This window comes from Dermacoccus sp. PE3 (genome assembly GCF_001021715.1).
In the GTDB taxonomy this organism is placed as follows: Bacteria; Actinomycetota; Actinomycetes; order Actinomycetales; family Dermatophilaceae; genus Dermacoccus; species Dermacoccus abyssi.
Genome location: NZ_LDCM01000001.1, coordinates 797,134 through 818,623, shown reverse-complemented (window position 1 = coordinate 818,623; position 21,490 = coordinate 797,134). Strand labels below are relative to the sequence as shown.

Sequence of the window (21,490 nt, the reverse complement as noted above, 5' to 3'; positions counted from 1 at the left end):
GACCGGGCCGCCCCGGCAAGGGCGGGCTCCGAACATCACAATCCGATTGACACTGGCAAGTAGGTCGCGATGCGACCCTCACGTGAGTCCGTCCTCCGTATGGTTTGTCCGACACGCCAAGGTGTGATTCACAACACATCGTTCCCGCGCCCGAGGCGTCCGGGGGAAAGGGGCTCACGTGAGTACGCCACATGAGCCGGACGAGCAGCTGGATCGTTCGTCCGAACCCGTGGTCGACAAGCCCGTCGACCACGACGCCGCGGCGCGGCGATACCTCGCCGTGCAGCAGAGCGCGGAGTTTCAGGATCTGCGTACGACGTTCCGCAAGTTCGTCTTCCCCGTGACGGCGTTCTTCCTCGTCTGGTACTTCGTGTACGTCCTGCTGTCGATCTTCGCGCCCGGCTTCATGGGTACCAAGGTGTTCGGCAACATCAACATCGGCCTCCTCATGGGGCTCGGGCAGTTCGTCACGACCTTCGCGATCACGCTCGCGTACTCACGATGGGCCGGGCGTGAGCTCGACCCGCGCGCCGACGCCGTCGGAGCACGACTCGACGGGGAGGCGAGCCACTGATGTTCACCGCACTCATGCCTGCGGCCGACAACACGGTCGGCAACCCGGCGCTCAACATCGGCATCTTCGTGCTGTTCGTCGTCGCGACGCTCGGCATCGTCATCAAGGTCTCCGCCGGCAAGAAGACCGCCGGAGAGATGTACACCGGTGGCGCCGCGTTCTCGGGCAAGCAGAACGGCATCGCCATCGCCGGTGACTACCTCTCGGCAGCCAGCTTCCTCGGCATCGCCGGCGCCATCGCCCTGCAGGGATACGACGGCTTCCTCTACTCCATCGGCTTCCTCGTCGCCTGGCTGGTTGCGCTCCTGCTCGTCGCCGAGCTCATGCGCAACACCGGCCGCTTCACGATGGCCGACGTCCTGAGCTACCGCCTCAAGCAGCGCCCGGTCCGTATGGCCGCTGCGTCGTCGGCGCTCGCCGTGTCGTTCTTCTACCTGCTCGCGCAGATGGCCGGTGCCGGTGGTCTCGTCAGCCTGCTCCTCGGTATCTCGGGCAGCGCAGCGCAGAACCTCGTCATCGCCGTCGTCGGCGTCGTCATGGTCATGTACGTCATGATCGGCGGAATGAAGGGCACCACCTGGGTGCAGATGATCAAGGCCGTGCTGCTCATCGCCGCCGCCGCGATCATGACCTTCTGGGTGCTCGGCAAGTACGGCTTCAGCCTCTCCGGCCTCTTCGACGCCGCCGTCAAGGAGAACCCGAAGGCCGGCGAGAAGCTCCTTGAGCCGGGCCTCAAGTACGGCAAGACCACGACGACGAAGATCGACTTCATCTCGCTGTCGCTCGCGCTCGTGCTCGGTACGGCCGGTCTGCCCCACGTCCTTCAGCGCTTCTACACGGTGCCGACGTCACGCCAGGCCCGTAAGAGCGTCGAGTGGGCCATCTGGCTCATCGGTGGCTTCTACCTGCTGACGCTCGTCATCGGTTTCGGCGCCGGCGCCCTCGTCGGCCCGGAGAAGATCAACGCCGCACCCGGTAAGGCCAACGCCGCCGCACCGCTGCTCGCGTATGAACTCGGTGGGTCGCCGCTGCTCGGCATCGTCTCCGGCATCGCGTTCGCCACGATCCTCGCCGTCGTCGCCGGTCTGACGATCACGACGTCCGCCACGTTCGCCCACGACCTGTACAACCAGGTGTGGAAGCGCGGCCAGGCGTCGCAGGAGGACGAGGTCAAGGTCGCCCGCATCGCAGCCCTCGTCGGTGGCGCCATCGCCGTCGGTGGCGGCATGCTCGCCAAGGACCAGAACGTCGCGTTCCTCGTCGCCCTCGCCTTCGCCGTCGCGGCGTCCGCGAACCTGCCGACGATCCTCTACTCGCTGTTCTGGAAGCGGTTCAACACGCGCGGCGCGCTGTGGTCGATCTACGGCGGCCTCGGCACCGCTCTCGGCCTCATCATCTTCTCGCCCGTCGTCTCCGGAAAGGTCGACCCGGTCACCGGCAAGAACCTCGCGATGCTTCCCAAGAGCATCGACTTCCAGTGGTTCCCGCTCGACAACCCCGGTCTCATCTCCATTCCCGTCGGTTTCGCGCTCGGCATCATCGGCACGTTGACATCGAAGGAGTACGACGAGGCCAAGCACGCCGAGATGGAGGTGCGTTCCCTCACGGGGCACGGCGTCGCGGAGGCCATCGACCACTGACCTGGGGCGCGATCATCTCGCACCCGAGGGCACTCGATGCCTCTACGGCCGACTTCTCACGACGGACCCGGACGCTTGCACGCGTCCGGGTCCGTCGTTCGTCGTCGGGTCGCTGGGGAACTCCCAAGATGGTGACTTCTACGTCGACCGCATCACCGGTTCGGTGCAAAACTCCCAAAATCGTGCGTTCTGCGGTGACGGCATCGCTGGGTCGGTGCAGAACTCCCAACGGTGGGCGTTGATCGGTGCAAGCGGGCGCGCTTGGGCCTCGACGGACGCCGGGGAACAATGTGCGGATGAACGAATCACAGGACGGGCGTCGAACGCCTCGCGGCGCCACGCGTCTCGGCGACCACGTGGGGGGTCACGACGACGCGACACAGGCCCTCCCCGTTCACGATTTGCGCGAGCACTCCGACGGTGGTGGGGACGCACCACGCGGGGCGAGCCTGGGCGATCGTTTCTTCACGGAGAGCGCTGGCGAGATTCCTCGCGTTGACCAGCCACAGGACGCCACTGTTGCCGTACCGCAGAACGCTGCGGCTGACGGACCGGCTCCGCATCGTGTCGACGGCGATCGGGCCGTCGTTCCCGGCCACGAGGTCCCAGGGTCAGCAGTGGACGCGACGGCCTCAGTACCCAAGCAATCCACCGACGCTGTCTCGGCCGGCCAGCACGCCACCGCGCAGAACGGGAACCGACCACGCCTCGACGTCGGCGTCGTGGTCTCCCCGGGCGTGAAGTCGCTGGCCCACGAGACCGTGGGTGACGACATCAGGGCCGAACTGTCGCAGCGATACGGGCAGATCGACTGGAACCTCGTCGTCGTCGATGACCGACTCGAGGAACCGCCCGTCACACCGCTGGACCTCATGGAGACCGCGCGCGATCGGATGCTCGACGAGAACTGGGATCTCGTGCTCGTCCTCACCGACCTGCCGCTCAAGGACGGGCGCCGCGTCGTCCAGACGAAGCTCTCCCCGGTGCACGGTGTCGGCCTCGTCGTCGTGCCGGCCCTGGGCGTGGTGCAGGTTGCCGGGAAGGTCCGCAAGGCGTGTCTGCGCCTCGTCGAGGAGATCCTCGACTTCGACGGCGACGACTCCGTCGATGACATCGTGCGCCGTGCGTGGCAGCGTGCCGAGGACACCGAGGCCCACGAGGGTGAGAACCCCGCGCAGTTCGCGGCGCGCGTCCTCGGCGGCAACGTCGGCGTCCTGCTGGGATTGGTGCGCGCCAACCGTCCGCTGACGCTGGCGCTCCGGCTCACCCAGCTCATCGCCGTGACGGCGGCCGCCGGCGCGCTCATGCTCATCACGCCCGACATCTGGGTGCTGGCGAGCAACTACGGCCCGTTCCGGCTCGGTTTGCTGTCGCTCATCGCGATCGCGGCCGTGACGGCCTCGCTCATCGTCGGCGCACGCCTGTGGGAGAAGCCGCGCCGCCGCGGTGAGCGCGAACAGGTGACCCTGTTCAACGTCGCCACCGTGCTGACGATGACGATCGGCGTGAGCGTGTTCTACTTCGCGGTGTTCGTGCTGGCGCTCGCAGCTGCGTTCCTCCTGCTCGACGCTGCGTCGTTCAAACAGCTCTCGGACCAGGAGTGGGGCGTCTCCCGCATCGTCGACATCGCGTGGATGACGGCGTCGCTCGCGACGCTCGGTGGTGCCGTCGGCGCCGGTCTCGAGGAGGACGACATCACTCGTGCCGCTGCCTATACCCGGGACTCGGACGAAGATTGAGTAACAGAGAGAGAACCAACCAAGACTCTTGTCGACACTTGCAAGAGTCTTAATATAGTCTCGTGTCATGAGTGCCCACCAGGACGCCCACACCTAGCGCTCGAGGAGTGCGTGCCATGACCACCTACATCACCGTTCCGGTTCCCGAGGAACTCGTTCCCGCTGTCTACCGGCTCATCGCGGAGCACCAGGCGAGCCCGGCAAAGGCCGAGAAGCCTGCGGTGGATGAGCGTGACGACGAAGCCGGCCGCGACTGGTCATTCGACGATCTGCAGCTCATCGCCGACTCGGATGCCTCGTCCGTCCGGAGCTTCGCGGACGTGCTCACACTGCTCGCCGATGCCTCACCGACCTCGATGACGATCGGGGAGATCGGCGAACAGCTCGGCGAGAAGGGCCTCACCCTCCAGAACCGCTTCGGGGCCGTGACGCGCTGGATGCGCGGCCGGGTCGGCGACGACGTGCGTTGGCCCATCCGCACGGCCGGCGGCGTCTGGGCAATGAACGAGCACAACGCCGAGCTGTGGAAGCAGATCCGTTCCTGATCGACAGCAGGGCCGGTCACACCTGAGGTGTGACCGGCCCTGCTGTGTCTTGCGGGATGCTGCTCAGGCGGCGGTGGGCTCGCGGAACGTGAGGTTGAACGCGGCCGGGCGGGTGGCGTCCGCACAGAGAGTGTCGTACGGCGTGACGGGGGTGATCGCGGCTTCGCGACCAGCGTCCGCCGTCTCGGCGGTCGTGACGACGGTGAGGCTGAACGGGTTGGCAACAGTCATTCGAAAATCCTTCGAGTGGGCTGGGCAGTCGCGGCGTCGCGGGTTCGCGGTACGAGTGGTCCCAGCGGTGATGTGACGTGATCCGAGATCGCGCGGTGCGCGGAAGGGGATCGTGAGCGGGGCGGGCGCTGAGTGCGTCATCGGCTGCTCGCTCTACGAGGAGTCAATCACACCAAGCGTCGGCAGCACGATTCGAGGGGGCGCGACGAGGGTGGCGCGTTTGGCCGAAGATGCGTTGAACGTTTGCAGCATCTTCGGCCGAACAAGCCATCCAGCGTCCCGGAAAGGCTCGCTCAGCGTGTGATCGCGTAGGCGAACATGTCCTTCGGCTCGTCGCCCACACGCTGCCAGTTGCGCAGGAGTCCCTCGCGCACGAACCCGCACGTCTCAGCGGCGCGCCAAGAGCCCTCGTTCCACGGCTCGACGAAAAGGTCGAGTCGGGCGATCTCCTCATGTGCCATAGCCCAATCCTTCAGTACCCCAAGGGCTTCCGTGAGCAGACCGCTGCCACGGTGAGAGGGAGCCATCCAGTAGCCGGTCGTCGCACGGCCCTCGTTGAGATGCTGGGTCCACAGTCCGATGTGCCCCACTGCCTCGTCGGTTTCGCGCAGCGCGATGGCGAAGGCGTAACCGACGCCCCTGTCGAGACGGCCCTGCTGACGGCGAACGAAAGCCTCGGCATCCGCGAGCGTTCCCGATGCCGGCACACTCGTGATGAGGGGGATGAGTGGATCGTCGGCGACGGACTGGACGACCCCGACGTCGTCCAGTCGCCACGGACGCAGGCGCACCCGCCCAGACTCCATCGTAGGGACCTTCCGAGGCAGCATGCGACCAGTGTGGCTCGCACGGGTCGTCGGGGCATCCCCTTTGCGGGACGCCGCGGTGGGCTCTCCGTGTCGCAGCTGGAGACTCGTCGCCGTATGGGTCGCTGGGGGTGACGGCGCCCGCATCTTCAAGGCAGGGTGCCCACGCCGGCCGCGCGCCGCCGCTATCAGCCCCTCTGCCAGAAGTCACCCTGTCTGAGGCGCCGCCCACACGGCGTTGCTCCGGCGGCAAGAAGCGCCCTTCTTGCGCGATGGCGGATCTGGATCGTCCAGGTCTGCGGGTGCACGATCAGGGAAACGGAGGAGGTTCACCATGGACGGTCAGCGGCCCGAGGCCACGAGAGTGCACGTGAGTGAGGCGGACGCGCAGCGGCAGGGCATCACGCAGATGACAGGCCTGGAAGCCGAGACGCGCCTTGCCTACGCCCGCTTCGGTGAACGAGAAGCTCGCGGCAATTCTCCTCTCTACGAGGAAGTTTCGGGTGCGATCGCTCGCGACGACACCTTGCTCGCACGCATCGAAACGCTCCCTGCCGCCAAGCGTCAGCCCAACCTCGTGCTCGGTGCGGCGCGCTACCTGAATGCGCCCGAAACCGGCGCGGATGCCTTCGTCACGTGGATGGTCGAACATTGGGACGCCGTCGAGCGCGTCGTCCGTGGGCGCGCCACGCAGACCAACGAAGCCGGACGCTGCGCCACCCTCCTGCCCTTCGTCGTCGAGGCGGCTCAGGGTCGTCCGATCGCTCTCGTCGAGGTGGGTTGCTCGGCGGGGCTGGCGCTCTTCCCCGACCTCTATGCCTACCGCTTCGATGCGGCCGACGGGGTTGCCGATCGCGTCGGTGCGGGTTCGCCTGAACTCGCGACCGCAGTGTCCGGGGCGCAGTTCGACCTCCCGATGGGCCTACCCCTCGTCGCCTGGCGCGGCGGCCTCGACCTCAACCCCCTCGACGTCCTCAGCGATTCCGCGAAGGCGCGCGACAACGCTCGCTGGCTCGAGGCGCTCGTCTGGCCCGGGCAGACGACGCGGGCCGAGCGACTGCGCGGGTGCATCGCCACGGTGCGCGGCCACCTCGGCACGCACCCCGGCGAGCGGCCGGTTGTCGTGAGGGGTGACGTCGTCGACGACCTCGACGAGCTGCTGCGCCAGGTGCCAGACGAGCTTCCTCTCGTGCTGTTCCACTCCGCCGTGCTCGCGTACACCGACGAGGCCACCCGAGCCGAGTTCGCCGACCGGATGCGTGAAATCGCCTCGCGGCCGGGTGGTTTCACGTGGATCAGCAACGAGGGCCCGGGCGTCATGCCAGGCATTGCGGAGACGGTGCCGGAGGGCGTTGAGGTGCCGGCGGGGCGCTTCGTTCTTGCGGTCGACGGGGTCGCCCGCGCCCTCGTCGGGCCGCACGGTCAGGCCATCGAGTTCCTCGCTGGGTGAGTGCCAGGTGACCGGCGCCGGCTCGGGACGACCCCAGTTCGTCCCGAGCCAGCGGACGGATCACCGGCCGGCGCCGCCCGTCAGTGCGCGTGGCCCTCGTGTGCTTCCTTGTGGGCCGGCGCCTCGGCGACACCGTCGACTACAGCCATCTCGACCGGAGTGTTCGCGAGCGAGATGCGCTTGGCGACCTTGCCGCTTTCGAGGTCGATGACGACGAGTTCCTTGTTCTCCGCGTCCGTGACGTAGGCCTTGTCGCCGGCGACCTTGATGGCCGGGCCGGGCTCCTGCCAGTCCTTCTTCTCCTTCCAGGGCTTGATCGCGTCGATGCGCTTGGTCACCTTGCCGGTCTCGACGTCGATGACGTTGACCTTGCCGTCGTACGTCAGCACGAGCCCCTCACCCTCCGGGCCGCGCGCAAGGGAGCGGAACCAGTACGACGAGCCCAGCTCGACCGTGGTGAGTGAATCGTTGCGCGAGTCGATGAGCGCCACCTTCGTCGGGTGCTCGGCCTCGGCGTTCTCGTCGTCGATCTTCTTCGTCTTGTGGTCGCCGAGCACGATGGGCGACTCGTGCGAGCCGGCCAGGTTGCCGTTGCGCACGTACCCGCTCACCTTCACCTTGTGGAAGTCGCCGTCGCGGTAGACGACGGGGCCGCTCTCGCAGCCGAACACGGCGACGTCGTCGCCCTCGGAGTGCGGTGCCGCCTCGCCGTGGACGCCCTCGCAGTCGTCGGTGCGGGCGATCTCCTTGCCGTTCTTCGTCGCGACGATGCTCTTGCGCGCGTCCTTCGTGCCTTCGGTGTGCACCATCGTGCCGTCGGGCAGCGCGATGGCGACACCGTGGTGCGGGGCCTTCGTCTTCGCCGTGTGCGGTTCGACGGTCTTCGAGCCGACCTGGTCGGCGTCGAGCGTCTGGATCGTGCCCGCGCCGTCGGAGAACAGCGACACCTTGCCGGCGTGTGGCACGACGTGGCCGGCCTTCGGCGCGGCAAACGTCCGCTCGGCGAGGCCGGGCTCGTACGTGTAGTTGTGCTTGTGGTCGCCGTGGGGCTGGCTGCTGATTCCCACGTCGAAGACGCGGAAGACGTCGGCGTCGCTCACCATGACGTGCCGACCGTCCCCGGCGTTCGACAGGCGCAGGAAGCCAGGCTTCTTCGTCTCCTTGAGCGTCTTGCCGGTCTCGGCGTCGAGCAGCGTGAGGCCCTGGTCGTGCGAGAGGAGCACGCGCGGGTTGACGGTGGCGGTCTCCTTCTCGTTGCTGCCGACGGGCGCCGTCGCGGTGGTCGATGACGGCGTCGAGGTTTTCGATGACCCGGCGGACGGCGTCGAGTTGCCGCAGGCGGAGAGGGCGACGGCTGCGGTGGCCGTCAGGGCGAGTGCGCGCAGATGCGTTGTGGTGTTCATGGATGGAACACTAACTCATAATGAAAACCGTTCTCACTCTGGGGTGATGCCTCTGGCCGCGGAGCGTCCGAGAAACGGGTTGGGCAGACTTTCCTGCGGCTGGGCAGTGTCTGTGACGACCCAACGGCAGGAAAGTCTGCCCAGTGAGGTGGTGGCTCAGGCGGGGTCGACGCCGAGCGCCGTCCGCATCGCGCCGACGGCTTCGGCCATGCAGCGGCGTCCGAGATCCGTGGCGAGGATGTTGATGAACGGGTGCACGGCGTCGGTGTGGACCCGCAGGGTGGTGGCGACGCCGGCGCGCTCGAGCATCCGCGCGTAGGCGATGCCCTCGTCACGCAGCGGGTCGAACCCGGCCACCGCGACGTAGGCCGGGGGAAGGCCCGCGGCGACGAGCGCGTCGAGGTCGGTGGCGCGCAGCGGGGAGACGCGGGGGTCGGCGCGCAGAGCGTCGATATCGACGTCGCTGCTCCCACCGAGCGTCGGGCTGCCGGTGAGGTAGGTGGCCTCGTACCAGTCCATGTTGGCGCGGGTGAGGAAGTAGCCGCTGGAGAAGCGCTCGTAGCTGTCGGAGCGCGGCAGCGTGAGGTCGGTGACGGGCACGAAGAGCATCTGCAGGGCGGGCTTGGGGCCACCGTGGCGCGTCGTTTCCTGGGCGACGACGGCGGAGAGGTTGCCGCCCGCGGAGTCGCCCGCCACGGCGATGCGCTCCGGGTCGATGCCGAGGCGTTCGGCGTTGGCGTGGGCCCACCGGAAGGCGGCGACGGCGTCGTCGACCGCGGCGGGGAAGACGTGTTCGGGGGCGCGGCGGTAGTCGACGTTGAGGACGATGACCTCGCCGTCGGCGCACAGGGCGCGGGCCACGGCGTCGTGGGTCTGCGCTGATCCGAGCACCCAGCCGCCGCCGTGGAAGTAGACGACGCAGGGACGGGCTGTGCCGGGAGTGCGGGCGGCGTCGGCGTGCTTGCCCACGACGGTGACGGGGCTGGGGTTCGGGCGGTAGAGGAAGGCCGGGATGTCGCCGTCAGCGCCGTGCGCTGCGCCGTCGATCGTCACCTGTTCGACCGACGCCACGTCGGCGGGTTCGCCTGCGAACATCCAGGATTCGGCGGCAAGGGCGGTGCGGGCGTCGTCGATGGTGCGCTCGTCGAGTTCCTTGCCGCCGACGCGGCCGAGCACCTTGAGGCCGGTCGCGATGTCGGGGTCGAGGGCGCCGCCGTCGACGACGTGAGGGCGCCCTGCGGCGCGTTTGCGCGCCGACTTCGGGAGCGCGAGGAGCGCTTCGAAGGCGCGACGCTCGGCGCGTTCGGCTGCGGAGGGACGGTACGGGGTGGAAGGACGCTCGGCCATGGGTTTCACTGTGCCGGATAGCCTCGGTGCATGTCCTCGAATTCGCTGTTGATCCGGGTTGCCGCCGTCGTCTTTCGGGACGCCGAGGGGCGCGTCTTGACCGTCCGCAAGCGCGGCACGGAGCGGTTCATGCTGCCCGGCGGGAAGCCGGAGGCGGGCGAGGAGTTCAGCGACACGGCGGCGCGCGAGGTGGACGAGGAGCTGGGGCTCGATGTCACGCCGGACGACCTCGACGCCCTCGGCCGCTTCTCGTCGGACGCCGCCAATGAGCCGGGCCACGCGCTGGAGTCGCACGTCTTCACCTACCGCGGCGTCCTGACGCAGGTGCCTGCCGTCGCGGCGGAGATCGACGAGCTGCGCTGGTTCACCGAGGCCGAACTGCGCACCCCGCCACCCGGCGTCCTGCTCGCGCCAATGCTTCAGTTCAACGCCGTCCCGGCGATTTTCGACTGACCATCCAGAAGCCTCGGGAGATCGCGCAAGGTGCTGATGCGTGGCGACTCGAGATGGGTGTCATGGCGGTCGAGATGAAGCACCTGCAGGCCCACCTCTCGCGGAGCACGCACGTCGAGGTCGGGGTGATCGCCGACGTGGAGCGTGTGTGACGGCTCCACCCCCAGCGCGGCACAGACTTGGAGGTAGGCCTCAGGCCGCGGCTTGGCGACGCCAAGACCTTCGGCGGTGAAGACGCGCTCCACGTAGCCGTCGAGGCCAGTGCGTCGCAGCTTCTCCGTCTGCTGCAGTTCCGTGCCGTTGGTCAGGACGGCGAGGCGGAGGCCGTGGGCGGCAAGGGTGTCGAGGCAGGGGATGGCATCGTCGAAGGCGCGCCATCCGCGCTCGTAGGCGTGGAGGAAGTCCTCGAAGATCCGATCCAACTCGGCGTCGTCGGGGACGGAGCGTCCGATGAGGGGAAGCACGTCGCGCAGTCGCCGACGGCGTTGCTCGGCGAAACTGATCTCGCCGGAGCGCCATGAGGCGAAGTGCCGCTCCTCGGTGGCGAACCAAGTGCTGACGAGCGGGGGTACCGCGTCGGGGGCTACTCCGATACGGGGGAGCCAGTCGTGCAGCGCACGAACGACGGCGCCCTCGTGGTCGACGAGAGTGCCGTCGAGGTCGAAAACGACGACGTCGGTGCGCACACCGCGACAGTAGCGGGTGGCACCGACGTCGTCAGGGTTCTCAGCGCGGAGTCAGGCCTAGGGCATGTCTGACAAAGCCTTCGTCCAGGTGATGACGGAGTGCAGGACGATGGCCGCGCGGTAGATCAGCGCGTGTTTGTCGTAACGCGCCGCGATGCCGCGCCATTGTTTGAGGTGGCAGTAGCTGCGTTCGATGACGTTGCGGTTCTTGTAGTCGACGGCGTCGAAGTTCACCGGTCTACCGCCGCGTGAGCCGCGCCGACGCCGGTGACCTTTCTGGTCGTCGGGTTCAGCGATGACGGCCTTGATCCCACGCGAGCGTAGGTGGGCACGGATCGCCCGTGAGGAGTAAGCCTTGTCGCCGCGCACTGCATCCGGGCGACTGCGTGGGCGGCCTACAGTGCGCGCGACGCGCAACTCGTTCAGCAAGGGCAACAGCATGGGCGAGTCGCCCGCCTGCCCGGGCGTCAACAGCGTCACCAAGGACCTGCCGTGGCCGTCGACGAGCTGGTGGATCTTCGTCGACAGCCCGCCGCGTGAGCGGCCAACGGCGTGTTCAGGCGGCTCGGTGCCCGGATTCTTGTAACTCGATCCAGCCCCCTGTGAGGCGCGTCGTGTTCGTCGCGTGCTGATGGGCGCGAGCAATGGTCGAGCCGACCGACACCGACCAGTCGATCAGGCCGGCCGCGTCGGCAGCAGCGGTCAATTCGGAGTGGATCTTGTCCCAGGTGCCGTCGTGGGCGAGGCGCCGGTGCCAGGTCCACACCGTCTGCCACGGCCCGTACACCTCGGGAAGGTCACGCCAGGCGATGCCGGTGCGGTAGCGGTACACGATGCCTTCGACCATCGTGCGCGCGTCGGAGAACTTCCGGCCTAGCTTGCCTGCAGGGCGCGGTAGTAACTGCTTGATCAGCGACCACTGGGCGTCTGAGAGAACCTGAAAACGTGACACACCACGATCGTTTCAGACCCCGCTAGCAACATTTGTCAGACACGCCCTAGGCCTTGACCGCGTCGAGGATGGCCTTGTTGAACGCGGGCAGGTCGTCGGGGTTGCGGCTCGTGATGAGGTTGCCGTCGACGACGACCGTCTCGTCGACCCACTCGCCGCCGGCGTTGCGGATGTCGGTCTGCAGGCTCGGGAACGACGCGAGGCGCTTGCCGCGCGCGACGTCGGCCTCGACGAGCACCCACGGTGCGTGACAGATCGCGGCGACCGGCTTGCCCGACGCCACGAAGTTCTTGACGAAGGTGACGGCGTCCTCGTCGAGGCGCAGCGCGTCAGGGTTGGCGACGCCGCCGGGCAGCACGAGCGCGGCGTAGCCGTCGACGTTCGCCTTCGACACCTCGATGTCGACCTTCTGCGTGTCAGCCTTGTCGAGGTGGTTGAACAGCTGGACCTCGCCGCTCTCGGGGGAGAGCAGTTCGGCGGTGAAACCGGCGTCGGTGACGGCCTTCCAGGGCTCGGTCAGCTCGACCTTTTCGATGCCTTCGGATGCGGTGAGAAAAGCGATCTTTGCCATGTCTCCAACGTAATCGGACAGTGCGGGGCACGCCAACGCCCGCACGGGTGGAGTTGCGGGCGGCCGCGGTCGTGCGGGGCGAGCGCTCCGCATCGTGGGCGGGCGGCGCACAATGGCACGGTGAATGCAGACGGTGACGAGACCCCCGAGGCGGCTTATCGCCTCCTTCACGAGCGCGCCGTCGGGCAGTCGCCGACGCCGGGGGAGCGTTCGCTGTCGGCCGCGCAGTACGACTCGGCTCGGGCCGACTACCTTGCAGAGAAGCGCATCGTCGCGAAACCGGGCGTTGCGATCTGGCCGCCGACATCGCAGACCCTCATGAAGCGCCTGGGCAACGGCTCGTGGAGTACGGCCATGACGAGCCTCGGCCTCACGACGAACTCGGGCCGAACCCGTGGAACCGGCTCGTTCAGCGACGACGACTACCGTTCCGCTGTCGCCGAATTCCTTGACGCTGCAGCGGATGGCGACAACCGATCCGTGACGTCGGACTCGTTCGCGCAGTACATCGTGTGGGTGAAGGCGCGCTCGTCCGAAGGTGCGAAACGCCCGAGCGGCGCGGCCGTCCGTCAGCATTTCGGTGGCTGGGAGACAGCGAAAACAGCAGCGCGGGCCTGAGCCGCGTCAGCTGGTGGCCGCCGCCACCGTCTCGAGCACTCCCGGACCGTAGCGGTCGAGCTTTGCGGCGCCCACGCCGCTTATCTTTCCGAGCGCGACGATCGTCGTCGGAGCCGCTGTCGCGATGGCCCGCAGCGTGGCGTCGTGAAACACGACGTACGCGGGCACGCCCTGCTCCTTCGCCGTGGCGGCGCGCCACGCGCGCAGTTGCTCGAACAGTTCCGCCTCGGCGCCCGTCAGATCGGCAGTCGCCTTCGCACTCTTGCCACCACCGGAGCTCGATCGGGTCTTGCGTCGCTCCGGCTCCGTGCGCATCGCGAGCTGACGCTCCCCGCGCAACACCGTGCCCGACGCCTCCGTCAGCCCGAGCATCCCGTAGTCGCCCTCGACGTCGAGCAGGCCCGCCGCCAGCAGTTGCCGAACGACGCCGCGCCACCCACGCTCCTCGAGTTCGGTGCCGATACCGAATGTCGTGAGGTCGGTGTGGCCGAGTTTCACCACACGCTCTGTCTCGCGCCCGAGCAGGATGTCGATGAGATGGCCTGGGCCGTAACGCTGCCCGCGTCGGTCGAGCCTGACGACCGTCGACAGCAGCTTCTGTGCCGGAATAGTGCCGTCCCACGTCTTCGGCGGTTCGAGGCAGGTGTCGCAGTTGCCGCACGGGCCGGTGTCCGGCTGCCCGAAGTAGGCGAGCAACTGCTCGCGTCGGCAGGTGACGGTCTCGCAGAGCGCCAGCATTGCGTCGAGGTGGCGCCCCAGGTTGCGCTGGTGCGCGGCGTCGCCGTCACTCGCCGCGATCATTTTGCGCTGCTGCACGACGTCGGCGAGCCCGTACGTGAGCCACGCCGTCGACGGCTGGCCATCACGTCCCGCGCGCCCCGTCTCCTGGTAGTAGCCCTCCACCGACTTCGGCAGGTCGAGGTGGGCCACGAACCGGACGTCGGGCTTGTCGATCCCCATGCCGAAGGCGATCGTCGCCACCATGACGAGGCCGTCCTCGCGCAGGAAGCGCGACTGATTGGCCGCGCGCACCTGACGATCGAGGCCCGCGTGGTACGGCAGGGCCGGGATGCCCTTGCTCTCGAGGAACGCCGCCGTTTTCTCCACCGACGCCCGCGAAAGGCAGTAGACGATGCCGGAGTCTCCCGCGTGCTCCGCCTGCAGGAACGCGAGGAGCTGCTGCTGCGGCGAATCCTTCGCGACGATGCGGTACGTGATGTTCGGCCGGTCGAAGTCGGCAACGAAGTGCCGCGCGTCCTCGAGCTCGAGGCGGGTCGCGATCTCGCGGCGCGTGGCGTCGGTGGCCGTGGCGGTGAGGGCGACGCGCGGCACGCCGGGCCAGCGCTCGTGCAGCATCGACAGCCGCAGGTAATAGGGCCGGAAGTCGTGGCCCCACTGCGAGACGCAGTGCGCCTCGTCGATCGCGAACAGGGCGATGCGCGCGTTGTCGAGCAGCCGCTGCGTCTCGGGCACGAGGAGTCGCTCGGGCGCGAGATAGAGCAGGTCGAGCTCGCCCGCGAGGAGGGCCTGCTCGGTGGCCGCCCGCTCGTTGGGCAGCTGCGTCGAGTTGAGAAAGCCGGCGCGCACGCCGAGGGCCGAGAGGGCGTCCACCTGGTCGGCCATGAGCGCGATGAGCGGCGAGATGACGACGCCCGTCCCCTCCCGCACGAGCGAAGGCACCTGGTAGCACAGCGATTTGCCGCCACCGGTCGGCATGAGAACGAGAGCGTCGCGCCCGGCGATGAGCTCGTCGACGACGGCCGCCTGATCACCGCGGAAGTCGTCGTACCCCCACACGCGTTGCAGCACCTCGCGGGCAGCGCTTGGTGCAGCAGGAGGGGTGTTCGCGGCAGGCATGGCGTCGGGCTCGCTCTGGTGGGACATCGCGGCCAGCCTACGGGGGAGCCCCACGGCGCGCTGGCGCCCGGACGACGCGGATTTCGGTCGCTGCGCTCGCCCCGCGCCCGCACTGCCCCGTCATAGGGTCGAAACGACGAGGAAGGGAGCGCTCACATGGCAGACGTCACGCAGATCGGGCACTGGATCAACGGAGCACGGGTCGCAGGGGAATCGGGTCGCGAGGGCGACGTGTTCAACCCCGCCACCGGCCAGGTCACCGGACGGGTGGCGCTCGCGTCGCCCGGTGAACTCGACACGGCCGTCGCGGCCGCCCGCGCCGCGCTGCCCGGCTGGCGCGACACGGGTCTGACGAAGCGCACCGCCGTCATGTTCAAGCTCCGCGAGATCATCACGGCGCGCAGCGACGAACTCGCCCGCATCATCACGAGTGAGCACGGCAAGGTCGTCTCCGACGCCGCCGGCGAGGTGACGCGCGGCCTCGAGAACGTCGAGTTCTGCGCCGGCCTCATGCACCACCTCAAGGGCGACTACTCCGAGCAGATCTCGACCGGCGTCGACGTTCACTCCGTGCGCCAGCCCGTCGGCGTCGTCGCGTGCATCACGCCCTTCAACTTCCCCGCCATGGTGCCGCTGTGGATGGTGACGACGGCGATAGCCGCCGGCAACACCGTCATCCTCAAGCCGAGCGAGCGCGACCCCTCAGCGGCCCTCTGGCTAGCCGAGGCGTTCAGCGAAGCCGGTCTTCCCGACGGCGTGCTCAACGTCGTCAACGGTGACAAGGAAGCCGTCGACGGCATCCTCGACCACGACGACGTCGCGGCCGTCTCCTTCGTCGGCTCCACCCCCATCGCCCAGTACATCTACGAGCGAGCAGCGGGCAAGGGCAAGCGGGTTCAGGCACTCGGCGGCGCGAAGAACCACATGGTCGTCATGCCCGACGCCGAACTCGACGGCGCCGCTGACGCCGCCGTCTCCGCCGCGTACGGCTCCGCGGGCGAGCGCTGCATGGCGGTCTCCGTCCTCGTCGCCGTCGGCGAGGTGGCCGACCCGCTCGTCGAGAAGATCGCCGAGCGCATGAAGAAGCTCACCATAGGCGACGGCACCGACGAAGCCTCGGAAATGGGCCCCCTCATCACCGCCGAGGCGCGTGACCGCGTCGCCTCCTACGTCGAGGGCGCCGCCGGTGAGGGGGCCACGGTCGTCGTCGACGGCCGCGAGAAGACCTTCGACGGCGACGGCTTCTTCATCGGCACGAGCCTCGTCGACAACGTGCGGCCCGGCATGAAGGTCTACGACGAGGAGATCTTCGGGCCCGTGCTGTCGGTCGTGCGCGTCGACACCTTCGAGGAGGCCGTGAAGCTCGTCAACGACAACCAGTTCGCCAACGGCGTCGCCATCTTCACGCGTGACGGCAAGAGCGCGCGTGAGTTCGAGTACGCCATCGAGGTGGGCATGGTGGGCGTCAACGTGCCCATCCCCGTGCCGGTCGGCTCGTTCAGCTTCGGCGGCTGGAAGAAGTCGCTCTTCGGCGACACACACATGTACGGCCCCGAGGCGTTCAACTTCTACACGCGCCGCAAGGTCGTCACGTCGCGCTGGCCGGAGCCGACCGAGAGCCAGGTCGACCTGGGCTTCCCGACGCACTGAGTGAGCACTGTCGTCGCACGGGTGGAACGTCCGCTCGTGCGACGACGTGTGTCCAGGGCGTCGTCTCTCAACCGATGACGATGCCCTGCGCCACTGCGACGGCCAGCGCCCCGTCGACGTCCATCCGTGTGTTGCCGAAGCGGGCCCCGGCGAGGTTGACGCTGTCGACCCTCGCGCCGCGCAGGTCCGCCTCGCGCAGGTCGCAGCCGCGCAGCGTCGCGCCGGTGAGGTCGGCGTCGTCGAAGACGACGCGCTTGAGTGACGACTCGCTGAGATCGGCCTCGGCCAAGCGCACGTCCGACAGGTCGAGCCCGTCGAGCTTCGCCTGGCGCATCGTCACCATCGGCCACTGCCCACCGCGGACGACGGCGTGGGTCCACGAGCAGTCGGCGAACGTCGAACCCGAGAGCTTGCACCCGGCGAGCGTCGCCATGAAGAACCCGCAGTCGCTCAACGTGCACCCGGTGAACGCGACCTGCTCGAGCTGCGCGTCGTTGAACCGACAGTTGAAGAACGCGCACCCCTCGAACACCGTGGCGGCCATCGTCTTCTCCGTGAAGTCGCAGCCGTTGAAGCGGCAGGAGACGAAGCGACGGCCGTCGAGATCGGTGTCGTAGAAGTCCACTTCGACGAAGCGTTCGTTCTCGGTGAGCGAGGAGTCGACCATGCGAAACATTGTTTCGTCTTTGGGTATGAGCGTGACAGGGGAGTCACTCTCGTACTCAAAGATCGTCGAGCGCCGTCGCGGGTCCACCCTGAGGATGACGCCGTGTCCACCCTGAGGATGAATTTTCGGCGAAGGGTCGAAATGGGGGATGTCCCTCAGGGCTCACGCAGCGTCAGGTGCCTAGGGTTTGGAGCATGATCACAGTAGAGGCGTTGACCAAGAGCTACGGGGGAACCGTGGCCGTCGACAACGTCACCTTCAAGGCCGAGCCGGGCCGAGTCACCGGCTTCCTCGGCCCGAACGGTGCCGGTAAGTCGACGTGCATGCGCATGATGACGGGGCTGACGCCGCCCACGAGCGGCCACGCCACCATCCTGGGAAAGAAGTACGACGAACTGACGAACCCGGGGCGCCACGTCGGTGTCCTGCTCGACGCGAGTGCTCAGCACGCCGGACGCACCGGCCGTGAGGTGCTCACGCTCGGTGCCAAGACGATGGGCCTCGGCACCGACCGCGTCGACGAAATTCTCGACGTCGTCGGCCTCACGCCGCCGGAGGCGAAGCGTCGCGTGGGCGACTACTCGCTCGGTATGCGTCAGCGCCTCGGCATCGGGCACGCGCTGCTCGGTGACCCCGAGGTGCTCATCCTCGACGAGCCGGCCAACGGCCTCGACCCGGCCGGTATCCGCTGGATGCGTGGCCTCCTGCGCTCCTACGCCGAGCGTGGCGGCACCGTGCTCCTGTCGAGCCACCTGCTCCACGAGGTCGAGCAGATCGCCGACGACCTCGTCATGATCGGCCGCGGCCGCATCGTGCGTCAGGGCACGAAGCAGGAGCTGCTGCGCGGTGCGGGCACCAACGCCCACAGCACCGACGACGCTGCCCTCGCCTCCGCGCTGCAGGCCGCGAACATTCCCGTGCAGCGCACGCAGACCGGCATCCACACGCCGGCCGAACCCATCGAGGTGGGCAAGGTCGCTGCCGCGAACGGCATCGTCCTCGTCCAGCTCGGCCAGGCCGGCGGCTCCGGCCTCGAAGAGATGTTCCTCAACCTGACCGCCGCCGACTCCCGAGAGGTTGCGCGATGAGCACCCCCATGAACCCGAACCAGCCGCAGGGCGGAGCGCACTACCCGCCGCAGCAGCAGCCCGCTATGGCGGGCGCTCCGCACATGCAGGCGCAGGGCGGGCAGCCCGCGCCGCAGCAGGGCAGTGCAGCTCCGGCGCACTCACGTCTTCCGAGGCGCCTCGGTGACGAAGGCCGCACCTCCCCGGTCTCCTTCGGGCGCCTCTTCGCCGTCGAGATGCGCAAGATGATCGACACGCGCGCCGGCAAGTGGCTCCTCATCGCCATGGGCGTCCTCATCATCATCGCGTCCGTCGCCGTGATGGTGAACGGGCGTCGGACGTCGCCGGAGTTCGGCAACTTCGTTGCCGCCGCAGGCATCCCGATGGGCTTCCTCCTGCCGATCCTGGGCATCCTCACCGTGACGAGTGAGTGGTCGCAGCGCACGGCGCTCGTCACGTTCACGCTCGAGCCGCGACGCTCCCGTGTCGTCCTCGCGAAGTGGGCCGTGGGGTTGCTGTTCGGTGCGCTCTCCATCGCGTTCGCCTTCGCCATCGGCGCGTTGACGACCTTCATCGCGCAGGCCGTGTTCGGTCACGACGCCAACTGGTCGATGTCGTGGGGCTCGGTGGGCGGCAACGTGCTCGCGCAGCTCATCGCCGTCTCGATCGGTATCGCGTTCGGTCTGGCGTTCCAGAACACCCCGGCCGCGATCTGTTCGTACCTGTTCATTCCGATCCTCGTGAGCATCGTGACGTCGTTCGGCGAGACGATGCGCACGGTCGGTGAGTGGATCGACCTCAACCTCACGACGCAGCCGCTCTACGAAGGCACGATGTCGAACGAAGGGTGGGCGAAGTTCGCCGTCGCGCACGTGCTGTGGCTCGTGGTTCCGATGGTCATCGGATTCATCCGCCTCAACAAGCGAGAGGTGAAGTCGTCCTGACCCAGGTCGACTGACCGTCCGGCGGGCCTCGGTCGCCGACGGGAGCAAAACACCCTCGGTGGGAGCGTCACGGCGCTCCCACCGAGGGTGTTTCGCTCCCATCGCCCGAGTCGTTCATGTCCCGTTCGCGCCGGCGACTCGCCGTCGTCAGGTCGGAGGCGTGGGATGCAGGGGCTGCCCGCACCTTGACTTGGAGGATTCACGTGAAACATCGCACCCCGGCCGCCCTTGCTGCTCTCGCCTGCCTCGCAGGCATGGCTCCCACTCAGGCGGTTGCGGCCTCTGACGGCGCGAAGCATCAGGCGGGCTACACCTTCGCCGTCATCGGTGACGTCCCCTACGGCCAGGCGCAGATCGAGGCGTTCCCGAAGTGGGTCGACGAGATCAACGCCGACCCCGACGTGCGACTCGTTCAGCACGTCGGCGACATCAAGAACGGCTCGACGCGCTGCGACGACAGCTACTTCGCCTCGATCAAGAAGCAGTTCGACCGTTTCCGCGACCCGCTCGTCTACACCCCCGGCGACAACGAGTGGACCGACTGCCACCGCCCGAACAACGGCTCGTACAACCCCTTGGAGCGCCTCTCTGCCGTCCGTTCCACGTTTTTCGCGAAGAACAACACGACGAACGGGCGCCCCCAGCACATCGACGGCGTCAACCGCGCCTTCCCGGAGATCGTGACGTGGCGCAAGGCGAAGGTGAGCTTCGCCGCGCTGCACGTCGTCGGGTCGAACGACGACCTCGCACCGTGGACCGGTATCGGCGAGAAGGCGGCGACGCCCGCGCAGGTTGCCGAGCAGAAGGCGCGGATGAACACCAACCTGGCGGCGCTGCGCTCGACGTTCGCCGACGCGAAGAAGCACAAGTCCCGCGCCGTCGCGGTCTCTCTCCAGGCGGACATGTTTGACCCGACGTACGACGTGCCGCACGAGAACAACACGGCGTTCACGCCACTTGTCGCCGAACTCGTCAAGCAGTCGAACGCGTTCCATGGCCCCGTCTACCTCATCAACGGGGACTCGCACGTCTACACCAGCGACCGGCCGCTGGCGAGCGGCTCGCGGTGGCTCTCGTTCTACGGCGTCAAGGTCAGCGCGAACAACCTCACCCGCATCACGGTGGACGGTTCGGACAACAACAAGGGCTGGCTCAAGGTGAGTGTGACCGATTCACCCGCAGTCCTCGAGTGGAGCCGCGTCCCCTACCGGACGCAGGCCGGCTGACCGACGGGAGCATCTGCGCCGACGGGAGCAGGACACCCTCGGTGGGAGCGTCGCAAGGCTCCCACCGAGGGTGTTTCGCTCCCATGGCCTGGGGCGCTCCGTCGAGGGACGCGTCACCGGCTCGCGAGCCGCTTCCACTCGTCAGTGCTGACATTGCCACCCGTGACGACGACGGCGACCGAACCGCCCTGCGCTTCCCCGTCCCGCTTCTGACGAGCACGTAGCCCTGCGAGTGACGCAGCTGCGGCGCCCTCGGCGAGCAGGTGGGCGTGGGTGGCGAGCAGGTGCGCGGCGTCGTCGATGGCGTCGTCCGGCACGAGTTCGAACGCGGCGAGTCCGACATTGCCTGCCGTGCCGCGCGAGCCGCGCAGGACGCTCTGCGGCGTGGCGAAGGCGCATCCCGTGGCCAACCCGCTGACGCGGGTGTTGGCCTCTTGGGAGACTTCCGCCTCACATCGTCGAGGTCGAACCGCCGGAAGCCGCCGCGTTGCTGCGCTCGGGGCAGGTCGACGTCGCCATCACGTTCGCCTATTCCGGGCAGCACTTCGATGACGACGTCACCGTTGAGCACCTCGGGTGGGACGCGTTGCACCTCGTCGAACCATCTCGTTCGGTTGGCGGCACGATCGCGGAGGGGCGCGCCTCCGGCGAGCGGGAGGCGACGGGCCTGCGGTCAAAAGAACTGCGAAGGTTCTCCGACGACCGGTGGATCGCGGGCTGCGAGCGCTGCCGCACAGGGCTGCTCGACCTGTGCGCCTCCGTCGGAATCGAGCCCGACATCGGCTTCGCCAGTGACGACGTCGTCGCCGTACAAGCTCTCGTGGCAGCGGGTTTCGGGGTGACGTTGCTGTCTGCACTCGCGCTCGCGGGCCACCGCAACCCAGGCGTCGTCACGCACTCCGTTGTCGGTGCGGGCCGAGAACTGCACGTCGCGACGTACGGCGCACCGCCGCGCCCGGCCGCCGTCGAGGAGGTCGTGCAGACGCTGCTCGGCCTGTCGTGGATCGCGTGACGAAAGGTTGAGCCGTGTCTCGACGGCGCGTCGATCGTGAGGGCCTGCAGTG

At 68.1% G+C, this 21,490-nt stretch carries 22 protein-coding genes; 12 read left to right on the top strand and 10 right to left on the bottom strand.

Translation table 11 applies throughout. From position 1 onward, the window contains the following. The first annotated feature begins 229 nt into the window (after positions 1-229). From AA983_RS03890 to AA983_RS03870, 4 genes are all read left to right on the top strand, one after another. Positions 230-574, top strand: a complete 345-nt coding sequence (locus AA983_RS03890) for a DUF485 domain-containing protein (RefSeq protein WP_047310807.1) — start codon at positions 230-232, stop codon at positions 572-574. Then, positions 574-2,214 (top strand): cation acetate symporter, encoded by a 1,641-nt coding sequence (locus AA983_RS03885; RefSeq protein WP_047310806.1) that lies wholly within the window; start codon positions 574-576, stop codon positions 2,212-2,214. The genes AA983_RS03890 and AA983_RS03885 overlap by 1 nt, the downstream gene beginning before the upstream one ends. A gap of 296 nt (positions 2,215-2,510) precedes the next feature. Beyond that, positions 2,511-3,953 carry a hypothetical protein gene (locus AA983_RS03875; protein WP_231579512.1) on the top strand — a complete coding sequence of 481 codons (1,443 nt, stop codon included), beginning with the start codon at positions 2,511-2,513 and terminating at the stop codon, positions 3,951-3,953. A 116-nt stretch (positions 3,954-4,069) separates the two neighbouring features. After that, the gene (locus tag AA983_RS03870) at positions 4,070-4,498 is read left to right on the top strand and encodes a hypothetical protein (protein ID WP_047310804.1); all 429 of its coding nucleotides are present in this window, start codon (positions 4,070-4,072) and stop codon (positions 4,496-4,498) included. Between the two features lie 63 nt (positions 4,499-4,561). Here the strand turns inward: AA983_RS03870 and AA983_RS15405 are convergent, their stop codons facing one another. Together AA983_RS15405 and AA983_RS03865 are read right to left on the bottom strand one after the other, a co-directional pair. Next, the gene (locus tag AA983_RS15405) at positions 4,562-4,729 is read right to left on the bottom strand and encodes a hypothetical protein (protein WP_156170151.1); all 168 of its coding nucleotides are present in this window, start codon (positions 4,727-4,729) and stop codon (positions 4,562-4,564) included. A gap of 293 nt (positions 4,730-5,022) precedes the next feature. Continuing rightward, positions 5,023-5,535, bottom strand: a complete 513-nt coding sequence (locus AA983_RS03865) for a GNAT family N-acetyltransferase (RefSeq protein ID WP_231579511.1) — start codon at positions 5,533-5,535, stop codon at positions 5,023-5,025. Positions 5,536-5,869: 334 nt separating this feature from the next. Between AA983_RS03865 and AA983_RS03860 the strand changes: the two genes are divergently transcribed. After that, complete coding sequence (locus AA983_RS03860) at positions 5,870-6,985, top strand: DUF2332 domain-containing protein (RefSeq protein ID WP_052946833.1); 1,116 nt, start codon at positions 5,870-5,872, stop codon at positions 6,983-6,985. A gap of 80 nt (positions 6,986-7,065) precedes the next feature. Here the strand turns inward: AA983_RS03860 and AA983_RS03855 are convergent, their stop codons facing one another. Together AA983_RS03855 and AA983_RS03850 are read right to left on the bottom strand one after the other, a co-directional pair. Further along, positions 7,066-8,388, bottom strand: coding sequence for a hypothetical protein (locus AA983_RS03855; protein WP_047310802.1), 1,323 nt, complete (start codon positions 8,386-8,388; stop codon positions 7,066-7,068). 156 nt (positions 8,389-8,544) lie between these two features. Next, positions 8,545-9,735: an alpha/beta hydrolase gene (locus AA983_RS03850; protein ID WP_047310801.1), complete on the bottom strand. Its 1,191-nt coding sequence runs from the start codon at positions 9,733-9,735 to the stop codon at positions 8,545-8,547. A 30-nt stretch (positions 9,736-9,765) separates the two neighbouring features. Here AA983_RS03850 and AA983_RS03845 point away from each other — a divergent pair, with 30 nt between their 5' ends. Then, entirely contained in the window at positions 9,766-10,188 is a 423-nt protein-coding gene (locus AA983_RS03845) for an NUDIX domain-containing protein (RefSeq protein ID WP_047310800.1), read from the top strand. Here AA983_RS03845 and AA983_RS03840 read toward each other — a convergent pair. From AA983_RS03840 to AA983_RS03825, 3 genes are all read right to left on the bottom strand, one after another. Then, on the bottom strand, positions 10,155-10,874 hold the full coding sequence (locus AA983_RS03840) for an HAD family hydrolase (protein ID WP_047310799.1): 720 nt from the start codon (positions 10,872-10,874) through the stop codon (positions 10,155-10,157). The genes AA983_RS03845 and AA983_RS03840 overlap by 34 nt on opposite strands. Positions 10,875-10,931: 57 nt before the next feature. Then, positions 10,932-11,826, bottom strand: a protein-coding gene (locus tag AA983_RS15115) for an IS5 family transposase (RefSeq protein WP_156170149.1) whose coding sequence is annotated in 2 segments (ribosomal slippage) — positions 10,932-11,474 and positions 11,476-11,826 — 894 coding nt in all. Because the reading frame shifts where the segments join, the coding sequence is not laid out codon by codon here. Positions 11,827-11,872: 46 nt separating this feature from the next. Further along, a complete protein-coding gene (locus AA983_RS03825; protein ID WP_047310797.1) occupies positions 11,873-12,397 on the bottom strand; it encodes a type 1 glutamine amidotransferase domain-containing protein in 525 nt (174 codons plus the stop codon). 120 nt (positions 12,398-12,517) lie between these two features. Between AA983_RS03825 and AA983_RS14615 the strand changes: the two genes are divergently transcribed. Continuing rightward, on the top strand, positions 12,518-13,015 hold the full coding sequence (locus AA983_RS14615) for a hypothetical protein (RefSeq protein WP_052946832.1): 498 nt from the start codon (positions 12,518-12,520) through the stop codon (positions 13,013-13,015). 6 nt (positions 13,016-13,021) lie between these two features. Here the strand turns inward: AA983_RS14615 and recQ are convergent, their stop codons facing one another. Then, the gene (gene recQ / locus AA983_RS03815; protein WP_047311198.1) at positions 13,022-14,872 is read right to left on the bottom strand and encodes a DNA helicase RecQ; all 1,851 of its coding nucleotides are present in this window, start codon (positions 14,870-14,872) and stop codon (positions 13,022-13,024) included. 156 nt (positions 14,873-15,028) lie between these two features. On the opposite strand from recQ, the gene AA983_RS03810 reads away from it, so the two are divergent. Beyond that, a complete protein-coding gene (locus tag AA983_RS03810; protein ID WP_047310796.1) occupies positions 15,029-16,522 on the top strand; it encodes a CoA-acylating methylmalonate-semialdehyde dehydrogenase in 1,494 nt (497 codons plus the stop codon). Between the two features lie 67 nt (positions 16,523-16,589). On the opposite strand, the gene AA983_RS03805 is transcribed toward AA983_RS03810, so the two are convergent. Continuing rightward, positions 16,590-17,189, bottom strand: coding sequence for a pentapeptide repeat-containing protein (locus tag AA983_RS03805; RefSeq protein ID WP_047310795.1), 600 nt, complete (start codon positions 17,187-17,189; stop codon positions 16,590-16,592). 194 nt (positions 17,190-17,383) lie between these two features. Here AA983_RS03805 and AA983_RS03800 point away from each other — a divergent pair, with 194 nt between their 5' ends. From AA983_RS03800 to AA983_RS03790, 3 genes are all read left to right on the top strand, one after another. Further along, positions 17,384-18,277 carry an ABC transporter ATP-binding protein gene (locus AA983_RS03800; RefSeq protein ID WP_047310794.1) on the top strand — a complete coding sequence of 298 codons (894 nt, stop codon included), beginning with the start codon at positions 17,384-17,386 and terminating at the stop codon, positions 18,275-18,277. Beyond that, positions 18,274-19,200 (top strand): ABC transporter permease, encoded by a 927-nt coding sequence (locus tag AA983_RS03795; protein ID WP_156170147.1) that lies wholly within the window; start codon positions 18,274-18,276, stop codon positions 19,198-19,200. Before AA983_RS03800 ends, AA983_RS03795 begins: the two co-directional genes overlap by 4 nt. 203 nt (positions 19,201-19,403) lie before the next feature. After that, entirely contained in the window at positions 19,404-20,426 is a 1,023-nt protein-coding gene (locus AA983_RS03790) for a metallophosphoesterase (RefSeq protein WP_052946830.1), read from the top strand. A gap of 113 nt (positions 20,427-20,539) precedes the next feature. Here the strand turns inward: AA983_RS03790 and AA983_RS03785 are convergent, their stop codons facing one another. Further along, positions 20,540-20,836: a hypothetical protein gene (locus AA983_RS03785; RefSeq protein ID WP_197078932.1), complete on the bottom strand. Its 297-nt coding sequence runs from the start codon at positions 20,834-20,836 to the stop codon at positions 20,540-20,542. A gap of 77 nt (positions 20,837-20,913) precedes the next feature. Between AA983_RS03785 and AA983_RS03780 the strand changes: the two genes are divergently transcribed. Then, positions 20,914-21,438 (top strand): LysR substrate-binding domain-containing protein, encoded by a 525-nt coding sequence (locus AA983_RS03780; protein WP_052946829.1) that lies wholly within the window; start codon positions 20,914-20,916, stop codon positions 21,436-21,438. Positions 21,439-21,490 lie beyond the last annotated feature (52 nt).

What these genes read in the sequence shown, in the direction of transcription:
- AA983_RS03850 (WP_047310801.1), bottom strand. Translation starts at nt 9,735, where the DNA reads ATGGCCGAGCGTCCTTCCACCCCGTACCGTCCCTCCGCAGCCGAACGC.
- AA983_RS03855 (WP_047310802.1), bottom strand. Translation starts at nt 8,388, where the DNA reads ATGAACACCACAACGCATCTGCGCGCACTCGCCCTGACGGCCACCGCA.
- AA983_RS03885 (WP_047310806.1), top strand. Translation starts at nt 574, where the DNA reads ATGTTCACCGCACTCATGCCTGCGGCCGACAACACGGTCGGCAACCCG.
- recQ (WP_047311198.1), bottom strand. Translation starts at nt 14,872, where the DNA reads ATGCCTGCCGCGAACACCCCTCCTGCTGCACCAAGCGCTGCCCGCGAG.
- AA983_RS03825 (WP_047310797.1), bottom strand. Translation starts at nt 12,397, where the DNA reads ATGGCAAAGATCGCTTTTCTCACCGCATCCGAAGGCATCGAAAAGGTC.
- AA983_RS03845 (WP_047310800.1), top strand. Translation starts at nt 9,766, where the DNA reads ATGTCCTCGAATTCGCTGTTGATCCGGGTTGCCGCCGTCGTCTTTCGG.
- AA983_RS03805 (WP_047310795.1), bottom strand. Translation starts at nt 17,189, where the DNA reads ATGGTCGACTCCTCGCTCACCGAGAACGAACGCTTCGTCGAAGTGGAC.
- AA983_RS15405 (WP_156170151.1), bottom strand. Translation starts at nt 4,729, where the DNA reads ATGACTGTTGCCAACCCGTTCAGCCTCACCGTCGTCACGACCGCCGAG.
- AA983_RS03795 (WP_156170147.1), top strand. Translation starts at nt 18,274, where the DNA reads ATGAGCACCCCCATGAACCCGAACCAGCCGCAGGGCGGAGCGCACTAC.
- AA983_RS03875 (WP_231579512.1), top strand. Translation starts at nt 2,511, where the DNA reads ATGAACGAATCACAGGACGGGCGTCGAACGCCTCGCGGCGCCACGCGT.
- AA983_RS03870 (WP_047310804.1), top strand. Translation starts at nt 4,070, where the DNA reads ATGACCACCTACATCACCGTTCCGGTTCCCGAGGAACTCGTTCCCGCT.
- AA983_RS03800 (WP_047310794.1), top strand. Translation starts at nt 17,384, where the DNA reads ATGATCACAGTAGAGGCGTTGACCAAGAGCTACGGGGGAACCGTGGCC.
- AA983_RS03810 (WP_047310796.1), top strand. Translation starts at nt 15,029, where the DNA reads ATGGCAGACGTCACGCAGATCGGGCACTGGATCAACGGAGCACGGGTC.
- AA983_RS03865 (WP_231579511.1), bottom strand. Translation starts at nt 5,535, where the DNA reads ATGGAGTCTGGGCGGGTGCGCCTGCGTCCGTGGCGACTGGACGACGTC.
- AA983_RS03860 (WP_052946833.1), top strand. Translation starts at nt 5,870, where the DNA reads ATGGACGGTCAGCGGCCCGAGGCCACGAGAGTGCACGTGAGTGAGGCG.